The organism is Aeromonas fluvialis, from assembly GCF_000819885.1.
Lineage (GTDB): Bacteria > Pseudomonadota > Gammaproteobacteria > Enterobacterales > Aeromonadaceae > Aeromonas > Aeromonas fluvialis.
Genome location: NZ_CDBO01000057.1, coordinates 38,313 through 60,650, shown reverse-complemented (window position 1 = coordinate 60,650; position 22,338 = coordinate 38,313). Strand labels below are relative to the sequence as shown.

Below are 22,338 nucleotides of genomic sequence, written 5' to 3'. Positions count from 1 at the left end.
TGGCTCAAAACCCTGATGCGCGCTCTCTGCCTGCCCTTTTTTGCCCTGCTGTTATTGCTGGTACACACCGGCGCCCAGGCTATTGTGCTGGTGGCTGCCGAGCTGCCCCCCTATGTCATCCACACCGAGCAGGGGGCGCCGAGCGGCATGGGCATCGAAATCATGGAGGAGGCGGCCCGCCGTCTCGGCGAGCCACTCACCATCGAACTGATGCCACTCCCCCGTGCGCTGACCCAAACGATTCATCGCCGGGATGTGTTGATGATACCGACCGTGCGCAGCAGCCAGCGGGAGCACCTCTATCAGTGGGTAACCCCTATTATCGACGAACAGTTTGTGATCGTCAGCCATCGCCGTTTTCACCCCAAGCCGCTGCAAAGCAGCGATTTGAAGAGCCTTGATGTGGGCGTGCTACGCGACTCGTTTGGCCATTACCTGCTCAAGCAACGCCTCGGGATTCAGGGCAAGACGGTGGCAGATGAGCAACTCAATGCCCACAAGCTCCATCGCGGGCGCATCGACGCCTGGGTGGCGGCATGGAACGTCATCCTCTATACCCAGCAGCACGACCAGCTATCGCAGCAACACCTGCTTCGCGGGGAAGTGCTGATGAATACGCAGCTGTATCTTGCCGCCAACAAGGCGTTCCCCGTCAAGGAGGCGCGGCGCTGGCAAACCACAATCGACGAGATGCGCAAGGATGGCTCGCTGGCGCGGATCGGTCTTCAGTACAACTATCAGGCTCCCCGGTAGTCAGCCACCATCGCGGTTCACCTCCGATTGACCAGCCCCATTCCAGCTGATCCCGATCAAGCTTTGCGCACCTTGCCCCCGGTTTTTAGCCCCTTTTCCTGCTGCTGCTTGAGCCTGACTCGGGGGGCAGGTATCTTGTTGGCCGCGTCATGGTCATGACGCACCGAATTTCAGGCTGACATCATGATAAACATTGCCCTCATCGACGATCACCAGATCGTCCGATCCGGTTTTGCCCAACTGCTCAATCTGGAGCCCGATCTGCAGGTAGTCGCCGAATTCGGCTCCGCCAGCGATGCCCTTGCCGGCTTGCCCGGCTGTGGGGCGCGGGTCTGCGTCTGCGACATCTCGATGCCCGACCAATCGGGGCTGGAGCTGCTCAAGCAGCTCCCCTCCGGCCTGGCGGTGGTGATGCTCTCGGTGCACGACAGCCCCGCCCTCATCGAGCAGGCGTTGCAAACCGGCGCCAAGGGGTTTCTCTCCAAGCGCTGCAGTCCGGACGAGCTGATCGCTGCCGTGCGTACCGCCGCCCAGGGGGGGTGTTATCTGACGCCGGACATCGCCCAAAAACTGGCCAGCAGCAGCCGGGATCCCCTCACCAATCGGGAGCGGGAAATCGCCCAGTTGCTGGCACAGGGGCTGGAGGTGAAGGCCATCGCCGAGCAGCTCGGCCTCTCCCCCAAAACCGTCCACGTCCATCGCGCCAACCTGATGGACAAACTCAAGGTCAGCAACAACGTCGAGCTGGCCCACCGCATGCTGGATAGCTGGTGATCTCCCGTTTTGCCAGCTATGTCGCCATCGCGCTGGCGGCCTGTTTCATCTTTGCCGCCGGCTGGTTTTGCCTGTGGAGCATCAGCCTGCATCTGGCGGGTGGCCCGGCGCTGGCGGTGCTGCTGTTCCCCTTCGGCCTGCGACTCGGGTTGTTGCTGCAAAGCCCCGGCCACTACTGGCCGCCGCTGTTGCTGTGCGAAGGGCTGCTGCTCTACTGGCTCAATCTGGAGGTGGGGCTGCCCCACTGGCCGTGGCTGGTCGCGGGCAGTCTGCTGACCCTGTTGCCGCTACTGATTGCCCGTCGTCAGCGGGTGCGCAACGACTGGCAGCAACTGTTGCTGCTGCTCGCTACCGTCACGGCGGCGGCGCTGCTGCAAGCCCTGCTCTGGCATCTGGCGGGGGAAGATGGCCTCTCGGCCCTGCTGCTCAGCCTGACCGGCGGCCTCACCCTCACCTCCACCTGCATGCTGATCTGGCACTACCTGACCCGCGCCACCTGGGTGCCGCTGGGGCCTGCGCTGGTGGATCAGCCGGTGGACTGGCGCTTTCGCCATCTGGTCTGGTATCTGCTGCTGTTCATGTTGAGCCTCTGGCTGCAACTGGGATTGCCCAACTCGCTGGTGCGCTTCACCCCGTTTTGTCTGGCCATCCCCATCATCGCCATGGCGTGGCGCTACGGCTGGCAGGGGGCGCTGCTCGCCACCCTGATGAACACCATCGCCCTGCTGGCCAGTCAGGCCTGGCACGATCACCCCCTCGACCTGCTGCTCTCCCTGCTGGCTCAGAGCCTCACCGGCCTGCTGCTCGGTGCGGGGATCCAGCGCCAGCGCGAACTCAATCAGGCGCTGACCCGCCAGCTCGCCCATAATCGCCAGCTCACCGAACGGCTGCTGGAGACCGAGGAGAGCATCCGCAAGGAGGTGGCGCGCGAGCTGCACGACGATATCGGCCAGACCATCACCGCCATCCGGACCCAGGCAGGCATAGTGCGCCGCCTTGCCCCCGACAATGCCGGGGTGGGCCAGAGCAGCGCCCTTATCGACACCCTGTCGCTCGGGATCTACGACGCGGTGCGCGGTCTACTCGGGCGGCTGCGCCCGCGCCAGCTCGACGACATGACCCTGGAGCAGGCGGTGCGCGCCCTGCTGCGAGAGCTGGAGCTGGAGCGTCACGGCATCGTCACCCGGCTGGAGTGGCAGCTGGCGGATGGGGATCTCTCCGACGCCCAGCGGGTCACCCTGTTTCGGGTCTGTCAGGAGGGGCTCAACAACGTGGTCAAACATGCCAACGCCCACTCGGTCACCATTCGCGCCCGGGCCAGCGGCGAGCAGTTGCAACTGGTGCTGGAAGATGATGGCCGCGGTCTGCCGGAAAGCCGCCCGCAACAGGGCTATGGCCTGCTCGGCATTCGCGAGCGGGTACAGGCGCTCGGGGGCAGTCTGCAACTCTCCTGCATCCACGGCACCCAGCTGACGGTCAACCTGCCCAGTCGCAGACGGGAGGAGAGTCATGGCTAATCACCACCAGAGGGCCAGCCTGTGCTGAGTTTTATGAGAAGCGCGCCGCCCCGGCCCCTTATCCGGGATCAGGCCGAGATCGACGCCACCTATCGTCACTGGCGGCTGCACCTGCTGCTGACCATGTATCTGGGCTACGCGGTCTTCTACTTCACCCGCAAGAGCTTCAACTTCGCCATGCCGGACATGCTGGCGAGCGGCATGCTGGACAAGTCCGATATCGGCATGCTCTGGACCCTGTTCTACATCACCTACGGCTGCTCCAAGTTCTTCTCCGGCATCATCAGCGACCGTGCCAATCCGCGCTACTTCATGGGACTTGGCCTGATGGCCACCGGCGTCATCAATATCCTGTTCGGCCTCTCGTCGGCACTCTGGATGTTTGCCGCCCTCTGGGTCGCCAACGCCTTCTTTCAGGGCTGGGGGTGGCCCCCCTGCTCCAAGCTGCTCACCAGCTGGTATTCGCGTACCGAGCGCGGGGTCTGGTGGTCGGCCTGGAACACCGCCCACAACGTCGGCGGGGCGCTCATCCCCCTTATCGTCAGCACCATCGCCCTGCAACATGGCTGGCGCTACGGCATGATAGTGCCCGGCCTTATCGCCATCCTTGCGGGATTGTTCCTCTGCTGGCGACTACGGGATACCCCGAGCGCCATGGGGCTGCCAACGGTGGGCGAGTGGCGCAAGGATGCCATGGAGCTGGCCCAGCAGACCCAGGATGCAGGGCTCTCCCACCACCAGATCCTGAGTAAATATGTGCTGGGCAACCCCTATATCTGGCTGCTCGCCTGCTGTTACGTGTTGGTCTATGTGGTGCGTACCGCCATCAACGACTGGGGCAATCTCTATATGACCGAGCAGCGCGGCTTCAATCTGATGAGCGCCAACTCGGCTATTTCGATGTTCGAGGTGGGGGGCTTTATCGGCGCCCTGGTGGCGGGCTGGGGATCGGACAAGCTGTTCAACGGCAACCGTGGCCCGATGAACCTGATCTTTGCGGTGGGGATCCTGCTGGCGGTGGGATCGCTCTGGCTGATGCCCTTCTTCAGCTATGTGATGCAGGCAGCCTGCTTCTTTACCATCGGCTTCTTCGTGTTCGGCCCGCAGATGCTGATCGGCATGGCGGCGGCGGAGTGCTCCCACAAGAATTCGGCGGGAGCGGCCACCGGTTTCGTCGGCCTGTTTGCCTACATGGGGGCGGCGCTGTCGGGCTATCCGCTGGCCAAGGTGATGGAGATCTGGCACTGGAACGGCTTCTTCGTGGTGATCTCGGTGGCGGCGGGCGTCTCGGCCCTGCTGCTGCTCCCCTTTCTCAAGGCGCAGGCACCCAGAGTGGCGCAAGGGGGGGCTCCTGAGTCTCACACCGCGCCAACCCGCTAACACTCAGGGTCAATCGATGCCCTTCATGAGAAGGTAGCGGTTAAATTGTCTCCTCTTTTGATTTCAATGGCCTTCGATCACATTTTGCGCTTGAACCGACTCTATTAGATAGATATGTTGTTTTCGTGTGATTTTATGAGTGAAGCCATGAGCAAAAAATGCCTCTAACCTGTTGAGTCTGCTGACACAATCTGTTTTTGGTACATTTTTCACTCAACCACTACTCATAGCATCTCATATGGGGCTTTTGTCCCGTTCAAGACATTCATCCTGTCTTGCCTGTTGCCGGATGCAGCAGTCTCTTGTGCTACGGAGTCGCACGGGATCAGGTTCAAGGCCGAACACACCACCGACAGAGACGTCACTTATGATCAAAAAACTGATTCTTTCTACCCTGCTGTTTTGCGGGATCGCCACGGCGGCCCCGACCCCTGCTCCCACTTCCACTCTGGATGCCGTGCTCGAACGCGGCGTACTGCGGGTCGGCTTTGATGCGGGCTATCAACCCTTCGAGATGACCAACAAGCAGGGCCAGTACATCGGCTTTGACGTGGATCTCGCCAAGATGGTCGCCAAAGAGATGGGTGTGAAAGTCGAGTTCGTCAACACCGCCTGGGATGGCATCATCCCGGCACTGCTGACCAACAAGTTCGACGTCATCATGGGCGGCATGACCGTCACCCCCCAGCGCAACCTGCGGGTCAACTTCGCCGACCCTTACATCGTGGTCGGCCAGACCATCGTTCTGCGTAAAGATAAGGCGGGCGAAATCAAATCCTTCACCGACCTCAACGACCCGAAATACAAGATCGCGGTCAAGCTCGGCACCACCGGCGAGCAGGCAGTCAAGCGCCTGATCCCGAAAGCCACCCTGCTGCAGTTTGAAACCCAGGATGACGCCAAGCTGGAAGTGATCAACGGCAAGGTCGATGCCTTCATCTATGACCTGCCCTACAACGCCATCTTCGCCTCCCAGAATCAGGGCGCCGTGGTGCACCTCGACAAGCCGTTCACTTTTGAACCGCTGGCCTGGGCCATCCGCAAGGGGGATCAGGACACCCTCAACTGGTTCAACAACTATCTGCGCCAAATCAAGGGCGACGGCAGCTACGACCGCCTCTACCAGAAGTGGTTCGAATCCAATGCCTGGCTGAACCAGCTCAAATAACCCCAGAGGGGCGGCCCTTTGCCGCCCCTGCACTCCGCTGCTCCCCCCACAATAACGAGAAGAGGTTGTGACTGTGCACACACCCAAACCGACAAGACAGATGGAAAAACAGCCCAACCCGCTGATCTGGCATGGGGTCTTCCTGCTGATGCTGCTGGTTGCCGTCTTCGGTATCTACAAGGCTGTCCAGTCCGTGGATTACACCTGGCGCTGGGAACGCATTCCCCAATACATCGCCTATCAGGCAGAGCAGAAGAATCTGGCCGAATTTGACGGCACCGTGATGGCAGGCACCAGCGAGGCCGAGCAGGGCCAGCTGTTCTTGCAAGACGATCTCGACCCCAATGTGCGCCAAGCCATCGCCAGCACCGGCATACAAGTCGCCGAAGGGGATACCATCTTTCGCGGCGATACCCTCGACACCCAACTGAGCTGGACCGCCGGCCCCATCGCCTGGGGCGTCTGGGTCACCGTCAAGCTCTCGCTGGTAGCGGGTATCTTCGCCATTTTGCTCGGCACCCTGGCTGGGCTGGCACGCCTCTCCCCCAACCCGGCCCTGCGCAATCTGGCCATCACCTACGTGGAACTCATTCGCGGCACCCCGCTGCTGGTGCAGATCTTCATCGTCTACTTCTTTATCGGCACCGTGCTGAACCTGGATCGCTTCACCGCCGGGGTCGCCGCACTGGCGGTCTTTACCGGTGCCTATGTGGCAGAGATCGTCCGCGCCGGTATCAGCTCCATCCATAAGGGGCAGATGGAGGCGGGCCGCAGCCTGGGCCTCACCTCGGCCCAAACCATGCGCTACGTCATTCTGCCGCAAGCCTTCAAGCGGGTACTGCCGCCGCTGGCGGGCCAGTTTATCAACCTGATCAAGGACTCCTCGCTGGTGTCGGTCATCTCCATCACGGATCTGACCAAGGCAGGGCGCGAGGTGGTCAGCTCCACCTTCAGCCCGTTCGAGGTGTGGTTTACCGTGGCCCTGCTCTATCTGGTGCTCACCGGCACTCTCTCTTTCCTGGTTCGGCGTCTGGAGGTGAAATATGCGCGCAGCAACTGATCCCATTATCAAGGCGACCGGTGTAGAAAAGTTCTACGGCAGCGAGGTGCATGCACTGAAAAACGTCAGCACCGAGGTGGCCGAAGGGGAGGTGGTGGTGATCGTCGGCCCCAGCGGCTCGGGCAAATCGACCTTCCTGCGCACCCTCAACCAGCTGGAGACCATCAATGACGGCGATATCGTGGTTGACGGGATCTGCCTGACCGAACCCGGTGATGTCAACAAGCTGCGGGAAGAGGTGGGCATGGTGTTTCAGTCCTTCAACCTCTTCCCTCACTTGACGGTGCTGGACAATATCACCCTGGCACCCCAGAAGGTACGCGGCCTGTCGCGCCGTGAGGCCGAAGACAGGGCCAAGGCGCTGCTGCTGAAAGTGGGGCTATCGGTGAAAGCGGCCAGCTACCCGTCCCAGCTCTCCGGTGGTCAGCAACAACGGGTGGCCATCGCCCGGGCGCTGGCCATGCAGCCCCGCATCATGCTGTTTGACGAACCCACCAGTGCGCTGGACCCCGAGATGGTGGGCGAAGTGCTGGATGTGATGAAGGGGCTGGCCCGCGAGGGGATGACCATGGTGGTGGTGACCCACGAGATGGGCTTTGCCCGGGAAGTGGCGGATCGGGTGCTGTTTATGGAGAGCGGCGAACTGCTGGTAGATGAAAAACCGGCCGACTTCTTTGACAACCCCCCCTCCCCACGCCTGCGCCAGTTCCTGAGTCAGGTGCTCTAGGCAACAGGCCGCGATGGATAAACGAAGAGGGACCCCAGGGTCCCTCTTGTGGTTCTTCACTGGCGCAGCCCCTGGTCAGCGCCAGTGACACATAAGCCAGCCATGCCTGACAAGAGCCGGTTTCAGCCTTGGTCACCCACAGTACCTGACTGTGCCACCGACCCATTTCTGCGACACAGCGAGAGCTCGACAAAATGTTAATGAAATATTAATGCCATCCCTTATGCTGGAGAGCAATTGCTCTGAATGAATGGATGCCTGCTGATGGATGTGCAACTTATCTTGCTCTATCTCTCCCCGATCTTTGTGGCCTTTATCGGCTGGGAGATGCTCTACCTGCGCAAGCATGGCACCGCCTTTCCCACCGCCACCTATCAGTGGCGGGATTTGTTCGCCAACGCTACCCTGGCCCTGATGCACCAGGGGGGCGATGCGCTGGCGGCCATCGCCATTGCTTATCTGTATGACACCCTCTGGGGCTGGCGACTATTCGACATCGGGCTCACCTTCTGGAGCGTATTGCTGCTGTTCCTGTTGCAGGATCTCTGTTACTGGCTGTTCCACTTCACCAGCCACCATGTTCGCTGGCTGTGGGCCTCCCACGTAGTGCACCACAGCTCGGAGCGGCTCAACCTCTCCACCGCCTTTCGCCAGAGTCTGATGTACCCGGTCTCCGGCATGTGGCTGTTCTGGATCCCCATGATAGTGATAGGTTTCCCGCCAGCGGCCGTGGTCACGACCGTGCTGCTGAGCCTGGGCTTCCAGTTTTTCGTCCATACCCAGGTGGTGGGCAAGCTCGGCAAGCTGGAGTGGCTCTTCAATACCCCCTCCCACCACAGGGTGCACCACGCCAGCAACGCCAAGTACATAGACCGCAACTTTGCCGGGGTGCTCATCATCTGGGATCGGCTGTTTGGTACCTTTGTCGAAGAAGACCCGGCCGAGCCGTGCCGCTTTGGCATCACCAAACCGATCCACAGCTTCAACCCACTCACCCTCACCTTTCACGAGTGGCGCGATATGCTGCGTGCCGCCCGTAGCCTGCCCTGGCCCGCCAAATTCAAAGTCCTGTTTGGCAAACCGGCAGGGCCATCCGCCTCCTGAGGCAGGCCGATAAAAACACATGAGGCCACGCTAAGGTGGCCTCATGTGTTTTTGGCAAACCGGTGGCTTAACGCCCAGCCAGCACTCGTTTGATCTGTTTAACCCAGTCGGAAACCCGACCCTGCTGCGGCAAGCCGCGCCAGATCTGCTCCCACTGGGCAGGGCTGAGCGGACGACCCAGCCTGCGCTGCACACCAGCATAAAGGTAGTCATGAGCCGTCATGGCCGCATGCTCGGAGGTGAGGAATTTGGAGACCGGATCGGTCAGGCGCACATCCCGCATGCCGAGCAGCGGATAGTCGTTGTGCACCGCCGCCAGCATGGTCTCACGCATGGCAGACTCGATGTAGCCACGGGCAAACAGGGCGGTCACCGACTCCAGCGACCCCTGATCCGGGCCGTGGTACTGCTCGTCAAAGACCGGGCTCGGCTCAGCCATGCCGCTTTGCACCACCGCATCGGGGTCCGGCTGCGGCACGACCACGGCGGGCTTGGGAGCTGCCGGCTTGGCAGCCACGGTGGCTTTGCGTGGCGCACTCTGGCTACAGGCACCCAGTGCCAGGGCGAGCGCGACACAGGCCAGCGCACGGCAATAAGACTGCATCTTCATGACTCTATGTCGCTCCTTTTACGATTCCTGAGCAGGCTTCTCGGCCACCACCGGCTCGACCCGGGTAACCAGCAGCTGATCAATCTTGTAACTGTCGATATCCACCACTTCAAACTTGTAACCGGCGTATTTGACCGAGTCAGTGCGCTTGGGGATCTTGCGCAGCATATACATGATGAAGCCGGCGATGGTCTCGTAGTTCTGGTTTTCGGGGAACTCTTCGATATCGAAGGCGCGCATCACGTCGGAGATGGGGGTCACTCCGTCCACCAGCCAGGAGTTCTCGTCCCGCTGGACGATCTGCTCTTCCACCACATGAGTCGCCCACTCGCCCATCACGGTACTCATCAGGTCGTTCATGGTGACAATCCCCACCACCAGCGCGTACTCGTTCATCACCACCGCGAAGTCGCCGCGATGGTTCTTGAAGTACTCCATCGCCTCATAGAGGTTCAGGGTGTCGGGGATGATGATGACGTTCTGCACCAGGGAGCCGCTGTTGAGATCGATGCTCTGGCCGCTGATGACCCGGATCAGCAGCTCCTTGGAGTCGACGAAGCCCTTGATGCTGTCGAGGTTGTGGTCGCACACCAGGAACTTGTTGTGGGGGTGCTCGGCGATCTTGGCCTTGATGCTCTCCTCCCCTTCTTGCAGGGTGAAGTAGATGAGGCTCTCGCGCGCCGTCATGGCGGAGGTAACGCCGAGGGACTGCAGCTCGAACACGTTCTCGATGAGCTGATGCTCCTCGCGCTGGATGACGCCCGCCTCGGCCCCCGCATCCATCACCGCATAGATGTCGTCGGAGGTGATCTCGTCGTTGCGCACCATGGAGATGCGCAGCAGCCGGAACAGGCCGTTGGCCATGCCATTGAACAGCCACACCAGCGGCATCAGCAGGGTGACGCACAGCAGCATGGGGCGCACCACCACCACGGCGATCCGCTCCGGCATGGTCATGGCGAGGCGCTTGGGCATCAGATCGGCGATGAGAATGAACATGCCGGTGACGAACACGAAGGAGGTCGCCGAGCTGATTTCACTCAGCCAGGGCCCCTGATAGAACTCGGAGACCAGCTCCTTGATGGCCGGGTTCAGGGCGGATTCGCCCAGGATACCGCCAAGGATGGCGACGGTATTGAGCCCGATCTGCACCACGGTAAAGAAGTTGCCCGGCTGGGCCTGCAGTGCCAGTACCTTTTCGGCATGGCGGTTGCCCTCATCGGCCATCACCTGCAACTTGATCTTGCGGGAGGCGGCGAGGGAGATCTCGGAGAGAGAGAAGAACACGCTGCCGGCAACCAGCAGCATCAGAAAGAACAAACTATCGGCAAAACTCATGATTAACCTATTGCGACACCCGTCTTAGCACAAGACGGCAAACTGGGCCCGGGAGACCGGACCGTGAGCCCATCCGGGACCCATACAGGGGGAGCATTCTATCAGAAAACCGCCAATTTGGCGCTTTATCTTACTCCGGCCAGCGATGCAACAAAAAAGGCGCCTAACGCGCCTTTTTATTCACTTCTGATTAGTTCTTCCCCAGCAGGGCCCCTAGATCATCGCCCTTGGTATGGCGTACATCCTTGCCTTTCACATAATAGACGATGTACTCGCAGATGTGCTGGCAGCGATCGCCGACCCGCTCGATGGCCCGTGCCGCCCACAGCACATTGAGGACCTGGGGGATGGTGCGGGGATCTTCCATCATGTAGGTCATCAGCTCGCGGATGATGGACTCGTATTCCCGATCGACCTTGTCATCTTCCTTGTAAACCGCCAGCGCCGCATCGAGATCCATGCGGGCGAAGGCGTCGAGCACATCGTGCAGCATCTTGATGGTACGGCGGCCCATGTTCTCCAGCGACACCAGCGGCGGCTGCGGCTTGTTGGCGTTGTCGGTCAGCATGCGAGCGATCTTGTCCGCCACGTCGCCAATGCGCTCCAGGTCGGTGATGGTCTTGATGATGGCCATTACCAGTCGCAGATCGGAGGCAGTCGGCTGGCGCTTGGCGATGATGCGGGTGCACTCCTCGTCGATCGCCACTTCCATCGCATTGACGTTGTGGTCGTTGGCAACGATCTTGCGCGCCGCATCGAGATCCTGATCGTGGATCGCCGCGATGGCGTCGGTGAGCTGCTGCTCCACCAGACCACCCATCACCAGCACCTGATTGCGCACGCTCTCTAGCTCGGCATTGAACTGACCGGATATGTGTTTATTGAGGTTCATATTGTCCATACAAATAATCCTTGATGCTCCGAGTATGCCCTAGCCGTTGAACTGACCGGTAATCTGTTTGTTGATGCTCATCATGTTCATATCAATGACCCTTATTGCACCAGCCATGCCTTAGCCGTAGCGACCGGTGATGTAATCCTCGGTCTTCTTCTTGGCCGGAGTGGTGAAGATGGTGTTGGTATCCGAGTACTCGATAAGCTCGCCCATGTACATGAAAGCGGTCTGATCCGACACCCGCGCCGCCTGCTGCATGTTGTGGGTCACGATCACCACGGTGAACTGGCTCTTTAGCTCGTTGATCAGCTCCTCGATGGTGAGGGTAGAGATAGGGTCGAGCGCCGAGGTCGGTTCATCGAGCAGCAACACTTCCGGCTCGATGGCGATAGCGCGGGCAATAACCAGACGCTGCTGCTGACCACCGGAAAGACCGAAGGCGTTGTCGTGCAGACGATCTTTCACCTCTTCCCACAGGGCCGCCCCGCGCAGGGAACGCTCTGCCGCCTCATCCAGAGTACGGCGATCGTTGATCCCCTGCAGACGCAGGCCATAGACCACGTTTTCGTAGATGGACTTGGGGAAGGGGTTCGGGCGCTGGAACACCATGCCCACCTGACGGCGCAGGGCAGACACATCGACGCTCTTGTCATAGATGTTGTGGCCGTGCAGCTGGATTTCCCCTTCGATGCGGCAGATCTCCACCAGATCGTTCATCCGGTTGATGCAGCGCAGCAGGGTCGATTTGCCACAGCCTGACGGGCCGATAAAGGCGGTCACCTGCCCTTTGGGGATCTTCATGTTGACGTTGAACAGCGCCTGCTTGCTGCCGTAGTACAGGTTGAGATCCTTCACCTCCAGCGCGGTCTGCTCCGGGGTCAGGTTGAGCAGGTCCAGCGCGGTGTGCTGGGTAGACGTGGTCGTTACGTTGATCATCTGTTACCTCAAAATCTATCTGGAGTGGCCGGACAGCTGCCGGCGCCCCTCACGTATTGGTGCAGAGAGATGGCGGCTCGCGCTCGGCCGCCCCTCTGTTATCTCACTCTTGTATCACTCAAGCGGCGCCGGATTAATGCTCCAGCGACCGGAATTTTTCGCGCAAGTGGTTACGAATACCGATAGCGGTCAGGTTCAGACCCACGATCACCGTCACCAGCAGGAAGGAGGTGGCATAGACCAGCGGGCGGGCCGCCTCGACGTTGGGGCTCTGGAAGCCGACGTCATAGATGTGGAAGCCCAGGTGCATGAACTTGCGCTCCACATGCAGATACGGGAAGTTGCCATCCATCGGCAGGGTCGGTGCCAGTTTCACCACCCCCACCAGCATCAGCGGCGCCACTTCACCGGCCGCCCGGGCAATCGCCAGAATAAGGCCGGTCATGATGGCCGGACTCGCCATCGGCAGCACGATGCGCCACAGGGTCTCGGCCTGGGTGGCGCCCAGTGCCAACGAGCCCTGACGGATGGTGCTCGGGATCCGCGCCAGCCCCTCTTCGGTGGAGACGATCACCACCGGCAGGGTCAGGATGGCCAGGGTCAGCGCCGACCAGATCACGCCGGGTGAACCAAAGGTCGGGCTCGGCAGCGCTTCCGGGTAGAACAGCTGGTCTAACGAACCGCCGAGTGTGTAGACGAAGAAGCCCAAACCAAACACGCCATAGACGATGGAGGGTACACCCGCCAGGTTGATCACCGCGATGCGGATGATCTTGGTCAAGCTGTTTTTGCCCGCATACTCGTGCAGGTAGACCGCTGCCACCACCCCCAGCGGGGTGACGATGATCGCCATCAGGAACACCATGAAGACGGTGCCGAAGATAGCCGGGAACACCCCGCCCTCGGTATTGGCCTCACGGGGATCGTCGGAGACAAACTTGCCGATCTGGTGGAACCAGTGACCCACCTTGGCCAGCAGGCTCATGTCGTTGGGCCATACCACATCCAGTACCCTGGACATGGGCATGGTCACCAGCTCGCCACGCATATCCTTGACGGTGATGCTGTCCCGGTCAGCCTGACTGCGCAGGGAGAAGAGCTCTTTTTCCAGCACCTGATAACGATCGTTGAGGGCCTGACGTTCACGCTCCAGCTGAGCTTTCAGCTGATCGGTCAGCTTCTCTTCCAGCTCGGCTTTGCGCTCTTTCAGGCGCAGCCGCTCCAGCTGATAGTTGATGCTGCCGATGTCCCCTTTTTGCAGATCGTTGGCCTGTTCGGAGAGGGCATTGGCTCGCGCCAGCACCCGCTGCAGGGCAGGATGCAGATCCGAAGTCAGCTCGCGGCCATCCTCTTTTACCCCGACGATGTAACCGTAGAAGTTACCGTTGGTGGCACGCTCAACCATGGCCAGCTCGGCTGGCTGGCTCTGGGACTTGATGTCCGTCTCCAGTACCCAGCGAAAATCGAGGTCGACGAACTCACGGTTGCCGGTCTTGACCAGATAGCGGGTCAGCAGCTCGCGCTCTTCCCCCTCCAGCGGCAGACCTGCGGCGCGCAGCCGCTCCACCGGCACCAGCTCGCGATCGTTGATCTCGCCGATCAACACGCTCTTGTTGCCACTGGCGTCCTCCAGCTGCCACTCATAGATTGGGTGCGGCCAGAAGTAGACCAGACCACGCCAGCCGATCAGCAGCAGCAGACCCAGTACCGCCACCAGACTCAGGCTGACGGCGCCGCCGGTCATCCAGATCCAGGGGGCCCCTGATTTAAACCACTTACCCATTGTCGATTCCTTGTCCATTACAGAGCCGCCCCTTACATCGAGCTGTATTTTTCACGCAACCGCTGACGGACAAACTCGGCCAGGGTGTTGAACATAAAGGTGAACACAAACAGGACGAAGGCCGCGAGGAACAGTACCCGATAGTGGGAGCTGCCCACTTCCGACTCCGGCATCTCCACCGCAATGTTGGCGGCCAGAGTACGCAGCCCCTGGAACATGGAGAAGTCCATGATGGGGGTGTTACCGGTGGCCATCAGTACGATCATGGTTTCGCCCACGGCACGGCCAAGGCCCATCATCACCGCCGAGAAGATGCCCGGGCTGGCAGTGAGGATCACCACCCGGCTCAGGGTCTGCCACGGGGTAGCCCCCAACGCCAGCGAGCCCTGGGTCAGATGCTTGGGCACCGAGAAGACCGCATCTTCGGCGATGGAGAAGATGGTGGGGATGACCGCAAAGCCCATGGCGATACCGACCACCAGCGAATTGCGCTGGTCAAACTTGATACCCATTTCGTGGGTCAGCCAGATGCGCGAATCACCGTGCATAAAGGCATTCTCGATGAGCGGGCTCAGGGCGAAGGCCCCCCAGCCAATCAGCAGCAGCACTGGAATAAGCAGGATGGCGTGCCACCCCTCCGGCAGCCAGGACTTGCCTCGCTCCGGCAGATAGTTCCAGATAAGCGCAGTCAGCAGCATCCCCATCGGCAGCAGCACCAGCAGCAGGATCACCCCGGGCAGCGCCCCCTCTATGATGGGTGCCAGCCACAGACCCGCCAGGAAGCCCAAGATAACGGTCGGCAGCGCCGCCATGATCTCGACCGTCGGCTTGACGTATTTGCGCAGCCCCGCCGACATGAAGTAGGCGGTATAGATGGCACCGGCCACGCCGAGCGGCACAGCAAACACCATGGCGTAGAAAGATGCCTTCAGAGTACCGAATACCAGTGGCACCAGGCTCAGCTTGGCTTCAAAGTCGTTGCTGGCGGAGGTGGATTGCCACACATACTGGGGCTCCGGATACCCTTCATACCATACCTTTTGCCACAGGGCCGACCAGGTCACCTCGGGGTGATCGTTCTCCACCGAGAAAAGCTTGAAGGTCTCCCCTTGCTGCATCAGCAACAGGTTGTGACGGGGGGAGATGGCCAGGGCAGAGAGTTCACCCCCTTCCACCGTCTCGGTCAGCAGCTTGGTCTCGCCAGTGGCGTGGAAGAAGCTGATGATGCCGTCCTTGTCGGCACTGATGAAGGCTTTGCGATAGTGCTCGGGGGTCAGAAGATCCACCGCGCCATCGCCCTTGAAGTCACGGATCTGAGTGAACTGGCGTTTGCCATCTTTTGCCACTTCAAACCACTGGGAGATGATGCCGTTGTCGTTGCCCACCAGCAGGGAGGAGGCACCGGAGAGCAGCTCGACCCGGGTCACGTTGGCATCTGGCGCATTGATCTCCAGCACGTTGCGCACGGATATATTGCTCAGGTCATGAATGTCATAGACAGATAGACGATTGCCTTCCCGCACAAAGAGGATCCGCAGATTGGGGGTCAAAAGCATCTGATCCACATGGCGCGGCAGGGACGGAATGGTGTAGTTCTCACTGCTCCACTCAATCTCGCCGGAGAGGAAGTTCTCCTCACCGCTCATCACCATCAGTACGCCACGACCATCTTCGGTCACGGCGGCGGTCGCCATCTTGTCCTTGGTGGCTTCGAATACCATGAACTGCAGCGCCTTGCCTTGGGGATCGATCACTACCGGCTCTTCGCCGAAGGGATATCTCAGGGTGGGCTCGATGACCCGCACATCATTGGGGTAGGACACCTTGAAATGGGGCTCCATGACCAGAGCCTTGCCATCAGCAAAACCGTAGGCAATGAGCTTCTGACCCGGCGCCGGGCTGGTGACCGTCGTGATGTCACCGGCAACCTGGGCCTGACCAATAGCTTGCCCCACCTTGACCTTGCCATCTCCCTGAAGAGCAAAGAAGTTGACCAGCCCCTTATCGTTGAAGCGATAGCCAATCTCGTTCTGCTCCTCCATCCCGAGCCAGGCAGTCTTGCCCGCAATGGGCAGGGTAAACGATGCGGTCGGCTCCATGGTGGCGCCATTGAAAATAGGTTTCACCACATAGAGCAGATAAAAGAAGATAAGCAGCAGCGCCACCAGTACCAGGGCTCCGCCTGTGGTGACGCCATATTTGGCCAATTTATCCTTGATCCGGCGTTTTCTACTGCCCGCCATGACCAGGTTTAACGATTCCGATGACATGCAAGACCTCAATGTAAGCTAGGCTTCGCGGCATTATATGGCGGTTGCATGACAGTTTTGTTACATCGAGAACGCTTTAACAGAGGTTGTTAGTGGAAAAGTGGGCGGGACTCCTTTCGAAGGAAAATGGGCACAATACATTGTTTATAAAAGGATATTTATGATGACAATCAGCAAGGGCCGCCTGTGCTGCCCCTGCACGATTCAGGAAAGGGCATCGTTTGATTGTTGCAGCGCCAGTTTGGCCGCCTTTTTCTCGGCGCGGCGGCGCTTGAAGAAGGTCGACAACTGGGCCGAGCAGGCATCGGCCAGCACGCCGCCGGTCAGCTCGACTCTATGATTGTGGCGCGGGTCCTGCAAGATCTCGAACACCGACCCCGCGGCACCGGTCTTGAGATCTCGGGCGCCGTAAACCACCCGCTTGACCCGGCTATGGATCAGCGCACCGGCACACATACAGCAGGGCTCCAGCGTTACATAAAGAGTGGTGTCGAGCAGCCGGTAGTTCGCCAGCTGCTTGCCCGCCGCCCGGATTGCCATCACCTCGGCATGGGCACAGGCATCGTGTTCACTGATGGAGCGGTTCCACCCCTCGCCCACCACCTGACCATCCAGCACCAGTACGGCACCGACCGGGATCTCGCCAATCCCTTCGGCCCGGGCGGCCAATGCCATGGCATGGCGCATCCACTGTTCGTCCAGCTCGGTCTGACTCGGTATTTCTGGGACCTCTGATGGTTTCACGCCCATCCCCTCTTTATATTGTTCAATTGTGCTGTTTGCATTCTCGCTATTCATACCTGTCAGGTGAATCCATAGATAGCAGGCATGATCGCTCGCAGTGACAGGGCGGCGATTATGCCAAATCTGCACGTCAGACCCAAGCCGCATCCCGACTGAGCAATAAAGAAGCAATCGGCATCTCTATGATAAAAAAGGAGTTGCACCCGTTTGGTCATGCTATTAGACTTCCTCCCCGTCAGCCGAGTCTGACTCCGTCGGTGTGTAGCGCAGCCAGGTAGCGCATCTGCATGGGGTGTAGAGGGTCGGAGGTTCGAATCCTCTCACACCGACCATTTTCCCCGAGAATAGCCCAGTCAAACGACTGGGCTATTTTTTTGCCTCCGATTTATCCTCCTGACGATGCCAGCCCACCAAGAACAAAAAACACTCAGAACCACTTGAATCTTTTTGCCTAACTCATTAAGATGCGCAACTTTCCGCCGGTAGACAACACAGGGAGGTGGAAACACGAGTGAAGGGATCACTGTCCGGCTTGCGTGCAACACAGGACCAGGCATGAACCAGAACACCGATTTCGCACCCGCCATTACGCTTTATTCCGTTCCTCACGACACCCCTTGCCACACCGAAAGCGAAAATGAACAGGTCATCCAGCTGGATGTGATCGATCTTGCCGCACCGGATGATGACTATTGAGCCCGGCCAGATGGCCGCTCAATCACTGGTGCATCGCCTGTTCAACGCACTCCGTTTCACACCCTTGGCGAGAAATCTGCAAAAAAACGACAAACTGCTAATTCTATCAAGGATGACAGTATTATTGACTAATACATCTCCCCCTTCCCTCTCCGACATTACCCCCGACAACTGATACAAACCTACGTTATTGCGCTTCATTTTCCATCGCTGCAACCGCCGGTGCCAACAGAGCCCGCATCACCACATCAGGTTTAAAACGAACGTTCACCAACCAGACCTAGCAATAGCAAAACCTTCATTGCCACATTCAAACGCACTTTATACGGCTGTTTTGGCAAAGCCTGGAGTTAGGTCGGGATTTGTTTTTGCATTTGTAATTTTATTACGTAATAAGTTACAAAACGAGGGGCAGGGTAACGGCCCAAATTAGCCGTTGTCCGATGGGAAAAAGCAGGAGCATAACCATCTGCGTAGAGCTTTTACACCAATCAAACAAAGCAATAAAAAACATAAACTTAACCATATCTAAAAAACAGGTGTTTAAAAAAAACTGTTGACGTAATCAACAATATTTCGCACCTTATCAATCGTGTTACCCCGTTGTTGCGGGAACGTTTCAGGAACAGTAATTCGACTTTAGTCGTAGTTAGTAAGTTCAAAATGTAATTCTCAAAGGAGTGAACCTTATGTCGGCACCGGCTCAGACCCACTGCAGCGCCCGCCTTCGCATCCAGGGCGAGATGCTGCCCGAATACGCGCAAATTCTGACGCCGGACGCGGTGGCGCTGGTCGCCGATCTGGTGGAACGTTTTGCTCCCCAAAGAGGGGAATTGCTGAAACAACGTGTGGCACGCCAGGCCCGTATCGATGGCGGCGAGCTGCCGGACTTCCTGCCGGAAACCGCCCACATTCGTGATGGTGACTGGACCGTGCGCGGCATCCCTGCCGACCTGCAAGATCGCCGTGTGGAGATCACCGGCCCGGTCGAGCGCAAGATGGTGATCAACGCCCTCAACGCCAATGTCAAAGTGTTCATGGCGGATTTCGAGGATTCACTGGCCCCCGCCTGGAATAAGGTGATCGAGGGCCAAATCAACCTGCGCGATGCGGTCAACGGCACCATCTCTTACACCAGTCCGGAAGGAAAGGCTTATACCCTGAACCCCGACCCTGCAGTCCTCATCTGCCGGGTTCGCGGTCTGCACCTGCCGGAAAAACATGTCACCTTCGATGGCGAGCCCATCCCGGGTGGCCTGTTCGATTTTGCCCTCTACTTCCTGCACAACTATCAGGCGCTGCTGGCCAAAGGCTCAGGCCCCTACTTCTACGTACCCAAGCTGCAGAGCCATCTGGAAGGGCGCTGGTGGAGCGAAGTGTTCGCCTGGACCGAGGACAAGTTCGGTCTGCCCCGTGGCACCATCAAGGCCACCGTGCTGATCGAAACTCTGCCGGCGGTGTTCGAGATGGATGAGCTGCTCTACCAGATGAAGGATCACATCGTCGCCCTCAACTGCGGACGTTGGGACTACATCTTCAGCTACATCAAGACATTGAAGAACCATCCGGATCGGGTATTGCCCGACCGCCAGGTGGTAACCATGGACAAACCGTTCCTCTCCGCCTACTCGCGGCTGCTGATCAAGACCTGTCACAAACGCGGGGCGCTGGCAATGGGGGGCATGGCCGCCTTTATTCCGGCCAAGGATTCAGCCGTCAACGAACAGGTGTTTGCCAAAGTCAAAGCCGACAAGGAGCGCGAAGCCAACAACGGCCACGACGGTACCTGGGTCGCCCACCCCGGCCTCGCCGATACCGCCATGGCGGTGTTCAACGCCACCATTGCGGCTGGCGCCAAGAACCAGATCGGTGTGCTGCGCGAGCAGGATGCCCCCATCACCGCCGCCGACCTGCTGGCCCCCTGCGAGGGTGAGCGCACCGAGGCGGGCATGCGCACCAACATCCGCGTTGCCCTGCAATATCTGGAGGCCTGGATCAACGGCAACGGCTGCGTGCCCATCTACGGACTGATGGAAGATGCCGCTACCGCCGAGATCTCCCGCACCTCCATCTGGCAATGGATCCGCCACGGCAAGAGCCTGTCGAACGGCAAGGTAGTGACCAAGGCGCTGTTCCGCCAGATGCTGGCCGAGGAGCTGGAGGTGGTCAAAGCCGAGGTGGGCATCGCGCGCTGGCAGGCAGGACGCTTTGCCGAAGCGAGCGAACTGATGGAGGAGATCACCTGCGCCGACACACTTATCGATTTTCTGACGCTGCCCGGCTACGAGCGGCTCTGAATAACGAGCTCCGGAAGGGGCTTGCCAATAACAAGTCAATGGAAACGTGAAATCAATGAAAGAGGGAACTGATATGGCACTGACCCGTGAGCAACAGATCCAGGCTATCGAGAAAGACTGGGCCCAAAACCCCCGCTGGAAAGGGATCAAGCGCGGCTACAGCGCCGAAGATGTGGTCAATCTGCGCGGCAGCTTGCAGCCGGTGCACACCCTGGCCCAACGCGGCGCCGACAAGCTGTGGGAACTGATCCACGGCGACGCCAAAAAAGGCTACGTAAACTGCCTCGGCGCCCTGACCGGTGGTCAGGCGGTCCAACAGGCCAAGGCGGGGATCGAGGCGATCTACCTCTCCGGATGGCAGGTGGCGGCGGACAACAACTTGTCCTCCACCATGTATCCGGATCAGTCCCTCTACCCGGCCAACTCGGTACCGTCCGTGGTGGAGCGCATCAACAACTCCTTCGCCCGTGCCGACCAGATCCAGTGGGCCAACAAGATTGGGCCGCAGGATGAGGGCTTTATCGACTACTTCCTGCCGATCGTGGCCGATGCGGAAGCCGGTTTTGGTGGCGTGCTGAACGCCTTCGAACTGATGAAGGGAATGATTGAAGCGGGTGCCGCCGGTGTCCACTTCGAAGATCAGCTCGCTTCCGTCAAGAAGTGCGGTCACATGGGCGGCAAAGTACTGGTACCGACTCAGGAAGCGGTGCAGAAGCTGGTAGCTGCCCGTCTGGCAGCCGATGTGTGCGGCACCACCACCCTGGTGATCGCCCGTACCGACGCCAATGCGGCGGATCTGCTGACCACGGATGCAGATCCTTACGATGCAGACTTCCTGACCGGCGAGCGCACTGCCGAAGGGTTCTACAAGGTACGTGCCGGTATCGATCAGGCCATCGCTCGCGGTCTGGCTTACGCCCCCTACGCCGATATGGTGTGGTGTGAAACCGCCAAGCCGGATCTGGATGAAGCACGCAAGTTTGCCGAGGCGATCAAGGCTCAGTTCCCGGATCGCATCCTGGCCTACAACTGTTCCCCGAGCTTCAACTGGAAGAAAAATCTGGACGATGCCACCATCGCCCGCTTCCAGCAGGCGCTCTCCGACATGGGCTACAAGTACCAGTTCATCACCCTCGCGGGTATCCACAACATGTGGTTCCACATGTACGAGCTGGCCTACCAGTACGCCCGTGGCGAAGGGATGAAGCACTACGTCGAGATGGTGCAGGAGCCGGAATTTGCCGCCGCCAGCCGTGGCTACACCTTCGTGGCACACCAGCAGGAGGTTGGTACCGGTTACTTCGACAAGGTGACCACCGTCATTCAGGGCGGCCAATCCTCGGTGACCGCACTGACCGGCTCGACCGAAGAAGATCAGTTCCACTGATAGGCAGAACTGTTTGAGAAAGTCCTTGAGATAGCAAAACCCCGGCCTGATGCCGGGGTTTCTTTTTATCTGCCACTCAAACGAAAGTCAGGCGCATAACCGCACACTGTTGAGAGGATCAGAGCTCGAGGATCTCTTTGACAAAGGGAATGGTCAGCTTGCGCTTGGCGCGAAATGAGGCGTTGTCGAGCTGATTGAGGGTGGTGAGCAGGGTGCGCATATCGCGGGAGAGTCGGTTGAGCAAGAAGCGGCCCACATCAATGGGCAGTTTGAAGCCCCGCAGCTCGGCACGCAGCTGCAGGGCACTGAGCTTGCCTTCATCATCCAGCTCGTCGAGATGGAAACTCACCCCCCAATCCAAGCGTGAGGCGAGATCCGGCAGTTGCAGCCCCAGTTTGCGCGGTGCACTGCAACCGGTTACAACCAGCGTCCCCTCGCCTTTCTCCTGCCAGCGGTTGTAAAAGTCGAACAGCGCCCGTTCCCACACGGCATTGCCGGCGATCGCCTCAAGGCTGTCGAGACAGACCAGCGGCAGGCTTTCGAGTGCATCGAGCATGCTGGGATCGAGCTGTTCAAACTGATCGAGGGAGAGATAGGCCGCCGCCGCATCGCGGGCGTTGACCTCGGCACAGGTGGCATGGAGCAGATGAGAGCGTCCGGATCCCTTGGCTCCCCAGAAATAGAGGAAAGGCGATCCCTGACCGATGGCCGCGTTCTTGAGGGCGGTGATCAGATGAGCATTGTTGCCGGGATAAAAACTGACGAAGGTTTCATCATCCGGTAGTTGTACGGCTAAAGACAGTTGGGCCGGTTGCTTCACTCGTTGGGCTTTGACTGTGACATTTGTGGCTAAGTGTATCATCGCAAAGGCAGATAGAGAACCGCCCGGACAAGCCGGG

Annotated in this window: 19 protein-coding genes and 1 tRNA gene; 12 read left to right on the top strand and 8 right to left on the bottom strand. The window is 59.4% G+C overall.

Annotation, left to right across the window (positions count from 1 at the left end):
* Positions 1–15 precede the first annotated feature (15 nt).
* From BN1125_RS12540 to BN1125_RS12505, 8 genes are all read left to right on the top strand, one after another.
* On the top strand, positions 16–753 hold the full coding sequence (locus BN1125_RS12540) for a substrate-binding periplasmic protein (protein WP_042012634.1): 738 nt from the start codon (positions 16–18) through the stop codon (positions 751–753).
* 183 nt (positions 754–936) lie between these two features.
* Entirely contained in the window at positions 937–1,527 is a 591-nt protein-coding gene (uhpA, locus tag BN1125_RS12535; RefSeq protein WP_042012633.1) for a response regulator transcription factor UhpA, read from the top strand.
* Positions 1,524–3,044: a signal transduction histidine-protein kinase/phosphatase UhpB gene (gene uhpB / locus BN1125_RS12530; protein ID WP_042012632.1), complete on the top strand. Its 1,521-nt coding sequence runs from the start codon at positions 1,524–1,526 to the stop codon at positions 3,042–3,044. Before uhpA ends, uhpB begins: the two co-directional genes overlap by 4 nt.
* 21 nt (positions 3,045–3,065) lie before the next feature.
* Entirely contained in the window at positions 3,066–4,424 is a 1,359-nt protein-coding gene (gene uhpC / locus BN1125_RS12525; protein WP_042012631.1) for an MFS transporter, read from the top strand.
* A 367-nt stretch (positions 4,425–4,791) separates the two neighbouring features.
* Complete coding sequence (locus BN1125_RS12520) at positions 4,792–5,592, top strand: transporter substrate-binding domain-containing protein (RefSeq protein WP_042012630.1); 801 nt, start codon at positions 4,792–4,794, stop codon at positions 5,590–5,592.
* Between the two features lie 100 nt (positions 5,593–5,692).
* On the top strand, positions 5,693–6,652 hold the full coding sequence (locus BN1125_RS12515) for an amino acid ABC transporter permease (protein ID WP_042012629.1): 960 nt from the start codon (positions 5,693–5,695) through the stop codon (positions 6,650–6,652).
* Positions 6,636–7,379: an amino acid ABC transporter ATP-binding protein gene (locus BN1125_RS12510; protein ID WP_042012628.1), complete on the top strand. Its 744-nt coding sequence runs from the start codon at positions 6,636–6,638 to the stop codon at positions 7,377–7,379. The genes BN1125_RS12515 and BN1125_RS12510 overlap by 17 nt, the downstream gene beginning before the upstream one ends.
* Positions 7,380–7,643: 264 nt before the next feature.
* Positions 7,644–8,483 (top strand): sterol desaturase family protein, encoded by an 840-nt coding sequence (locus tag BN1125_RS12505; protein ID WP_042012627.1) that lies wholly within the window; start codon positions 7,644–7,646, stop codon positions 8,481–8,483.
* 67 nt (positions 8,484–8,550) lie between these two features.
* On the opposite strand, the gene BN1125_RS12500 is transcribed toward BN1125_RS12505, so the two are convergent.
* The 7 genes from BN1125_RS12500 to tadA form a co-directional block, all read right to left on the bottom strand.
* Positions 8,551–9,093: a hypothetical protein gene (locus BN1125_RS12500; RefSeq protein ID WP_042012626.1), complete on the bottom strand. Its 543-nt coding sequence runs from the start codon at positions 9,091–9,093 to the stop codon at positions 8,551–8,553.
* An 18-nt stretch (positions 9,094–9,111) separates the two neighbouring features.
* A complete protein-coding gene (gene paeA / locus BN1125_RS12495; protein ID WP_042012625.1) occupies positions 9,112–10,431 on the bottom strand; it encodes a polyamine export protein PaeA in 1,320 nt (439 codons plus the stop codon).
* Between the two features lie 190 nt (positions 10,432–10,621).
* Complete coding sequence (gene phoU / locus BN1125_RS12490; RefSeq protein ID WP_042012623.1) at positions 10,622–11,332, bottom strand: phosphate signaling complex protein PhoU; 711 nt, start codon at positions 11,330–11,332, stop codon at positions 10,622–10,624.
* Positions 11,333–11,443: 111 nt separating this feature from the next.
* On the bottom strand, positions 11,444–12,262 hold the full coding sequence (gene pstB / locus BN1125_RS12485) for a phosphate ABC transporter ATP-binding protein PstB (RefSeq protein ID WP_042012621.1): 819 nt from the start codon (positions 12,260–12,262) through the stop codon (positions 11,444–11,446).
* Between the two features lie 133 nt (positions 12,263–12,395).
* Entirely contained in the window at positions 12,396–14,045 is a 1,650-nt protein-coding gene (pstA, locus tag BN1125_RS12480) for a phosphate ABC transporter permease PstA (RefSeq protein ID WP_042012620.1), read from the bottom strand.
* A gap of 32 nt (positions 14,046–14,077) precedes the next feature.
* Complete coding sequence (locus tag BN1125_RS12475; protein ID WP_042012619.1) at positions 14,078–16,315, bottom strand: ABC transporter permease subunit; 2,238 nt, start codon at positions 16,313–16,315, stop codon at positions 14,078–14,080.
* A gap of 204 nt (positions 16,316–16,519) precedes the next feature.
* Entirely contained in the window at positions 16,520–17,059 is a 540-nt protein-coding gene (gene tadA / locus BN1125_RS12470; RefSeq protein WP_084202309.1) for a tRNA adenosine(34) deaminase TadA, read from the bottom strand.
* A gap of 255 nt (positions 17,060–17,314) precedes the next feature.
* On the opposite strand from tadA, the gene BN1125_RS12465 reads away from it, so the two are divergent.
* From BN1125_RS12465 to aceA, 4 genes are all read left to right on the top strand, one after another.
* Positions 17,315–17,391: transfer RNA gene (locus BN1125_RS12465), tRNA-Pro, on the top strand.
* A gap of 223 nt (positions 17,392–17,614) precedes the next feature.
* Positions 17,615–17,755 carry a hypothetical protein gene (locus BN1125_RS19270; RefSeq protein WP_167562317.1) on the top strand — a complete coding sequence of 47 codons (141 nt, stop codon included), beginning with the start codon at positions 17,615–17,617 and terminating at the stop codon, positions 17,753–17,755.
* Between the two features lie 689 nt (positions 17,756–18,444).
* Positions 18,445–20,052: a malate synthase A gene (gene aceB / locus BN1125_RS12460; protein ID WP_042012616.1), complete on the top strand. Its 1,608-nt coding sequence runs from the start codon at positions 18,445–18,447 to the stop codon at positions 20,050–20,052.
* A 73-nt stretch (positions 20,053–20,125) separates the two neighbouring features.
* Positions 20,126–21,439, top strand: a complete 1,314-nt coding sequence (gene aceA, locus BN1125_RS12455) for an isocitrate lyase (protein ID WP_042012613.1) — start codon at positions 20,126–20,128, stop codon at positions 21,437–21,439.
* Between the two features lie 118 nt (positions 21,440–21,557).
* Here aceA and hda read toward each other — a convergent pair whose 3' ends face one another.
* The gene (gene hda / locus BN1125_RS12450; protein ID WP_042022088.1) at positions 21,558–22,259 is read right to left on the bottom strand and encodes a DnaA inactivator Hda; all 702 of its coding nucleotides are present in this window, start codon (positions 22,257–22,259) and stop codon (positions 21,558–21,560) included.
* Positions 22,260–22,338 lie beyond the last annotated feature (79 nt).

What these genes read in the sequence shown, in the direction of transcription:
- BN1125_RS12540 (WP_042012634.1), top strand. Translation starts at nt 16, where the DNA reads ATGCGCGCTCTCTGCCTGCCCTTTTTTGCCCTGCTGTTATTGCTGGTA.
- BN1125_RS12520 (WP_042012630.1), top strand. Translation starts at nt 4,792, where the DNA reads ATGATCAAAAAACTGATTCTTTCTACCCTGCTGTTTTGCGGGATCGCC.
- BN1125_RS12505 (WP_042012627.1), top strand. Translation starts at nt 7,644, where the DNA reads ATGGATGTGCAACTTATCTTGCTCTATCTCTCCCCGATCTTTGTGGCC.
- BN1125_RS19270 (WP_167562317.1), top strand. Translation starts at nt 17,615, where the DNA reads ATGAACCAGAACACCGATTTCGCACCCGCCATTACGCTTTATTCCGTT.
- paeA (WP_042012625.1), bottom strand. Translation starts at nt 10,431, where the DNA reads ATGAGTTTTGCCGATAGTTTGTTCTTTCTGATGCTGCTGGTTGCCGGC.
- BN1125_RS12475 (WP_042012619.1), bottom strand. Translation starts at nt 16,315, where the DNA reads ATGTCATCGGAATCGTTAAACCTGGTCATGGCGGGCAGTAGAAAACGC.
- aceA (WP_042012613.1), top strand. Translation starts at nt 20,126, where the DNA reads ATGGCACTGACCCGTGAGCAACAGATCCAGGCTATCGAGAAAGACTGG.
- phoU (WP_042012623.1), bottom strand. Translation starts at nt 11,332, where the DNA reads ATGGACAATATGAACCTCAATAAACACATATCCGGTCAGTTCAATGCC.
- BN1125_RS12515 (WP_042012629.1), top strand. Translation starts at nt 5,693, where the DNA reads ATGGAAAAACAGCCCAACCCGCTGATCTGGCATGGGGTCTTCCTGCTG.
- BN1125_RS12510 (WP_042012628.1), top strand. Translation starts at nt 6,636, where the DNA reads ATGCGCGCAGCAACTGATCCCATTATCAAGGCGACCGGTGTAGAAAAG.
- pstA (WP_042012620.1), bottom strand. Translation starts at nt 14,045, where the DNA reads ATGGGTAAGTGGTTTAAATCAGGGGCCCCCTGGATCTGGATGACCGGC.
- uhpA (WP_042012633.1), top strand. Translation starts at nt 937, where the DNA reads ATGATAAACATTGCCCTCATCGACGATCACCAGATCGTCCGATCCGGT.
- pstB (WP_042012621.1), bottom strand. Translation starts at nt 12,262, where the DNA reads ATGATCAACGTAACGACCACGTCTACCCAGCACACCGCGCTGGACCTG.
- BN1125_RS12500 (WP_042012626.1), bottom strand. Translation starts at nt 9,093, where the DNA reads ATGAAGATGCAGTCTTATTGCCGTGCGCTGGCCTGTGTCGCGCTCGCC.
- aceB (WP_042012616.1), top strand. Translation starts at nt 18,445, where the DNA reads ATGTCGGCACCGGCTCAGACCCACTGCAGCGCCCGCCTTCGCATCCAG.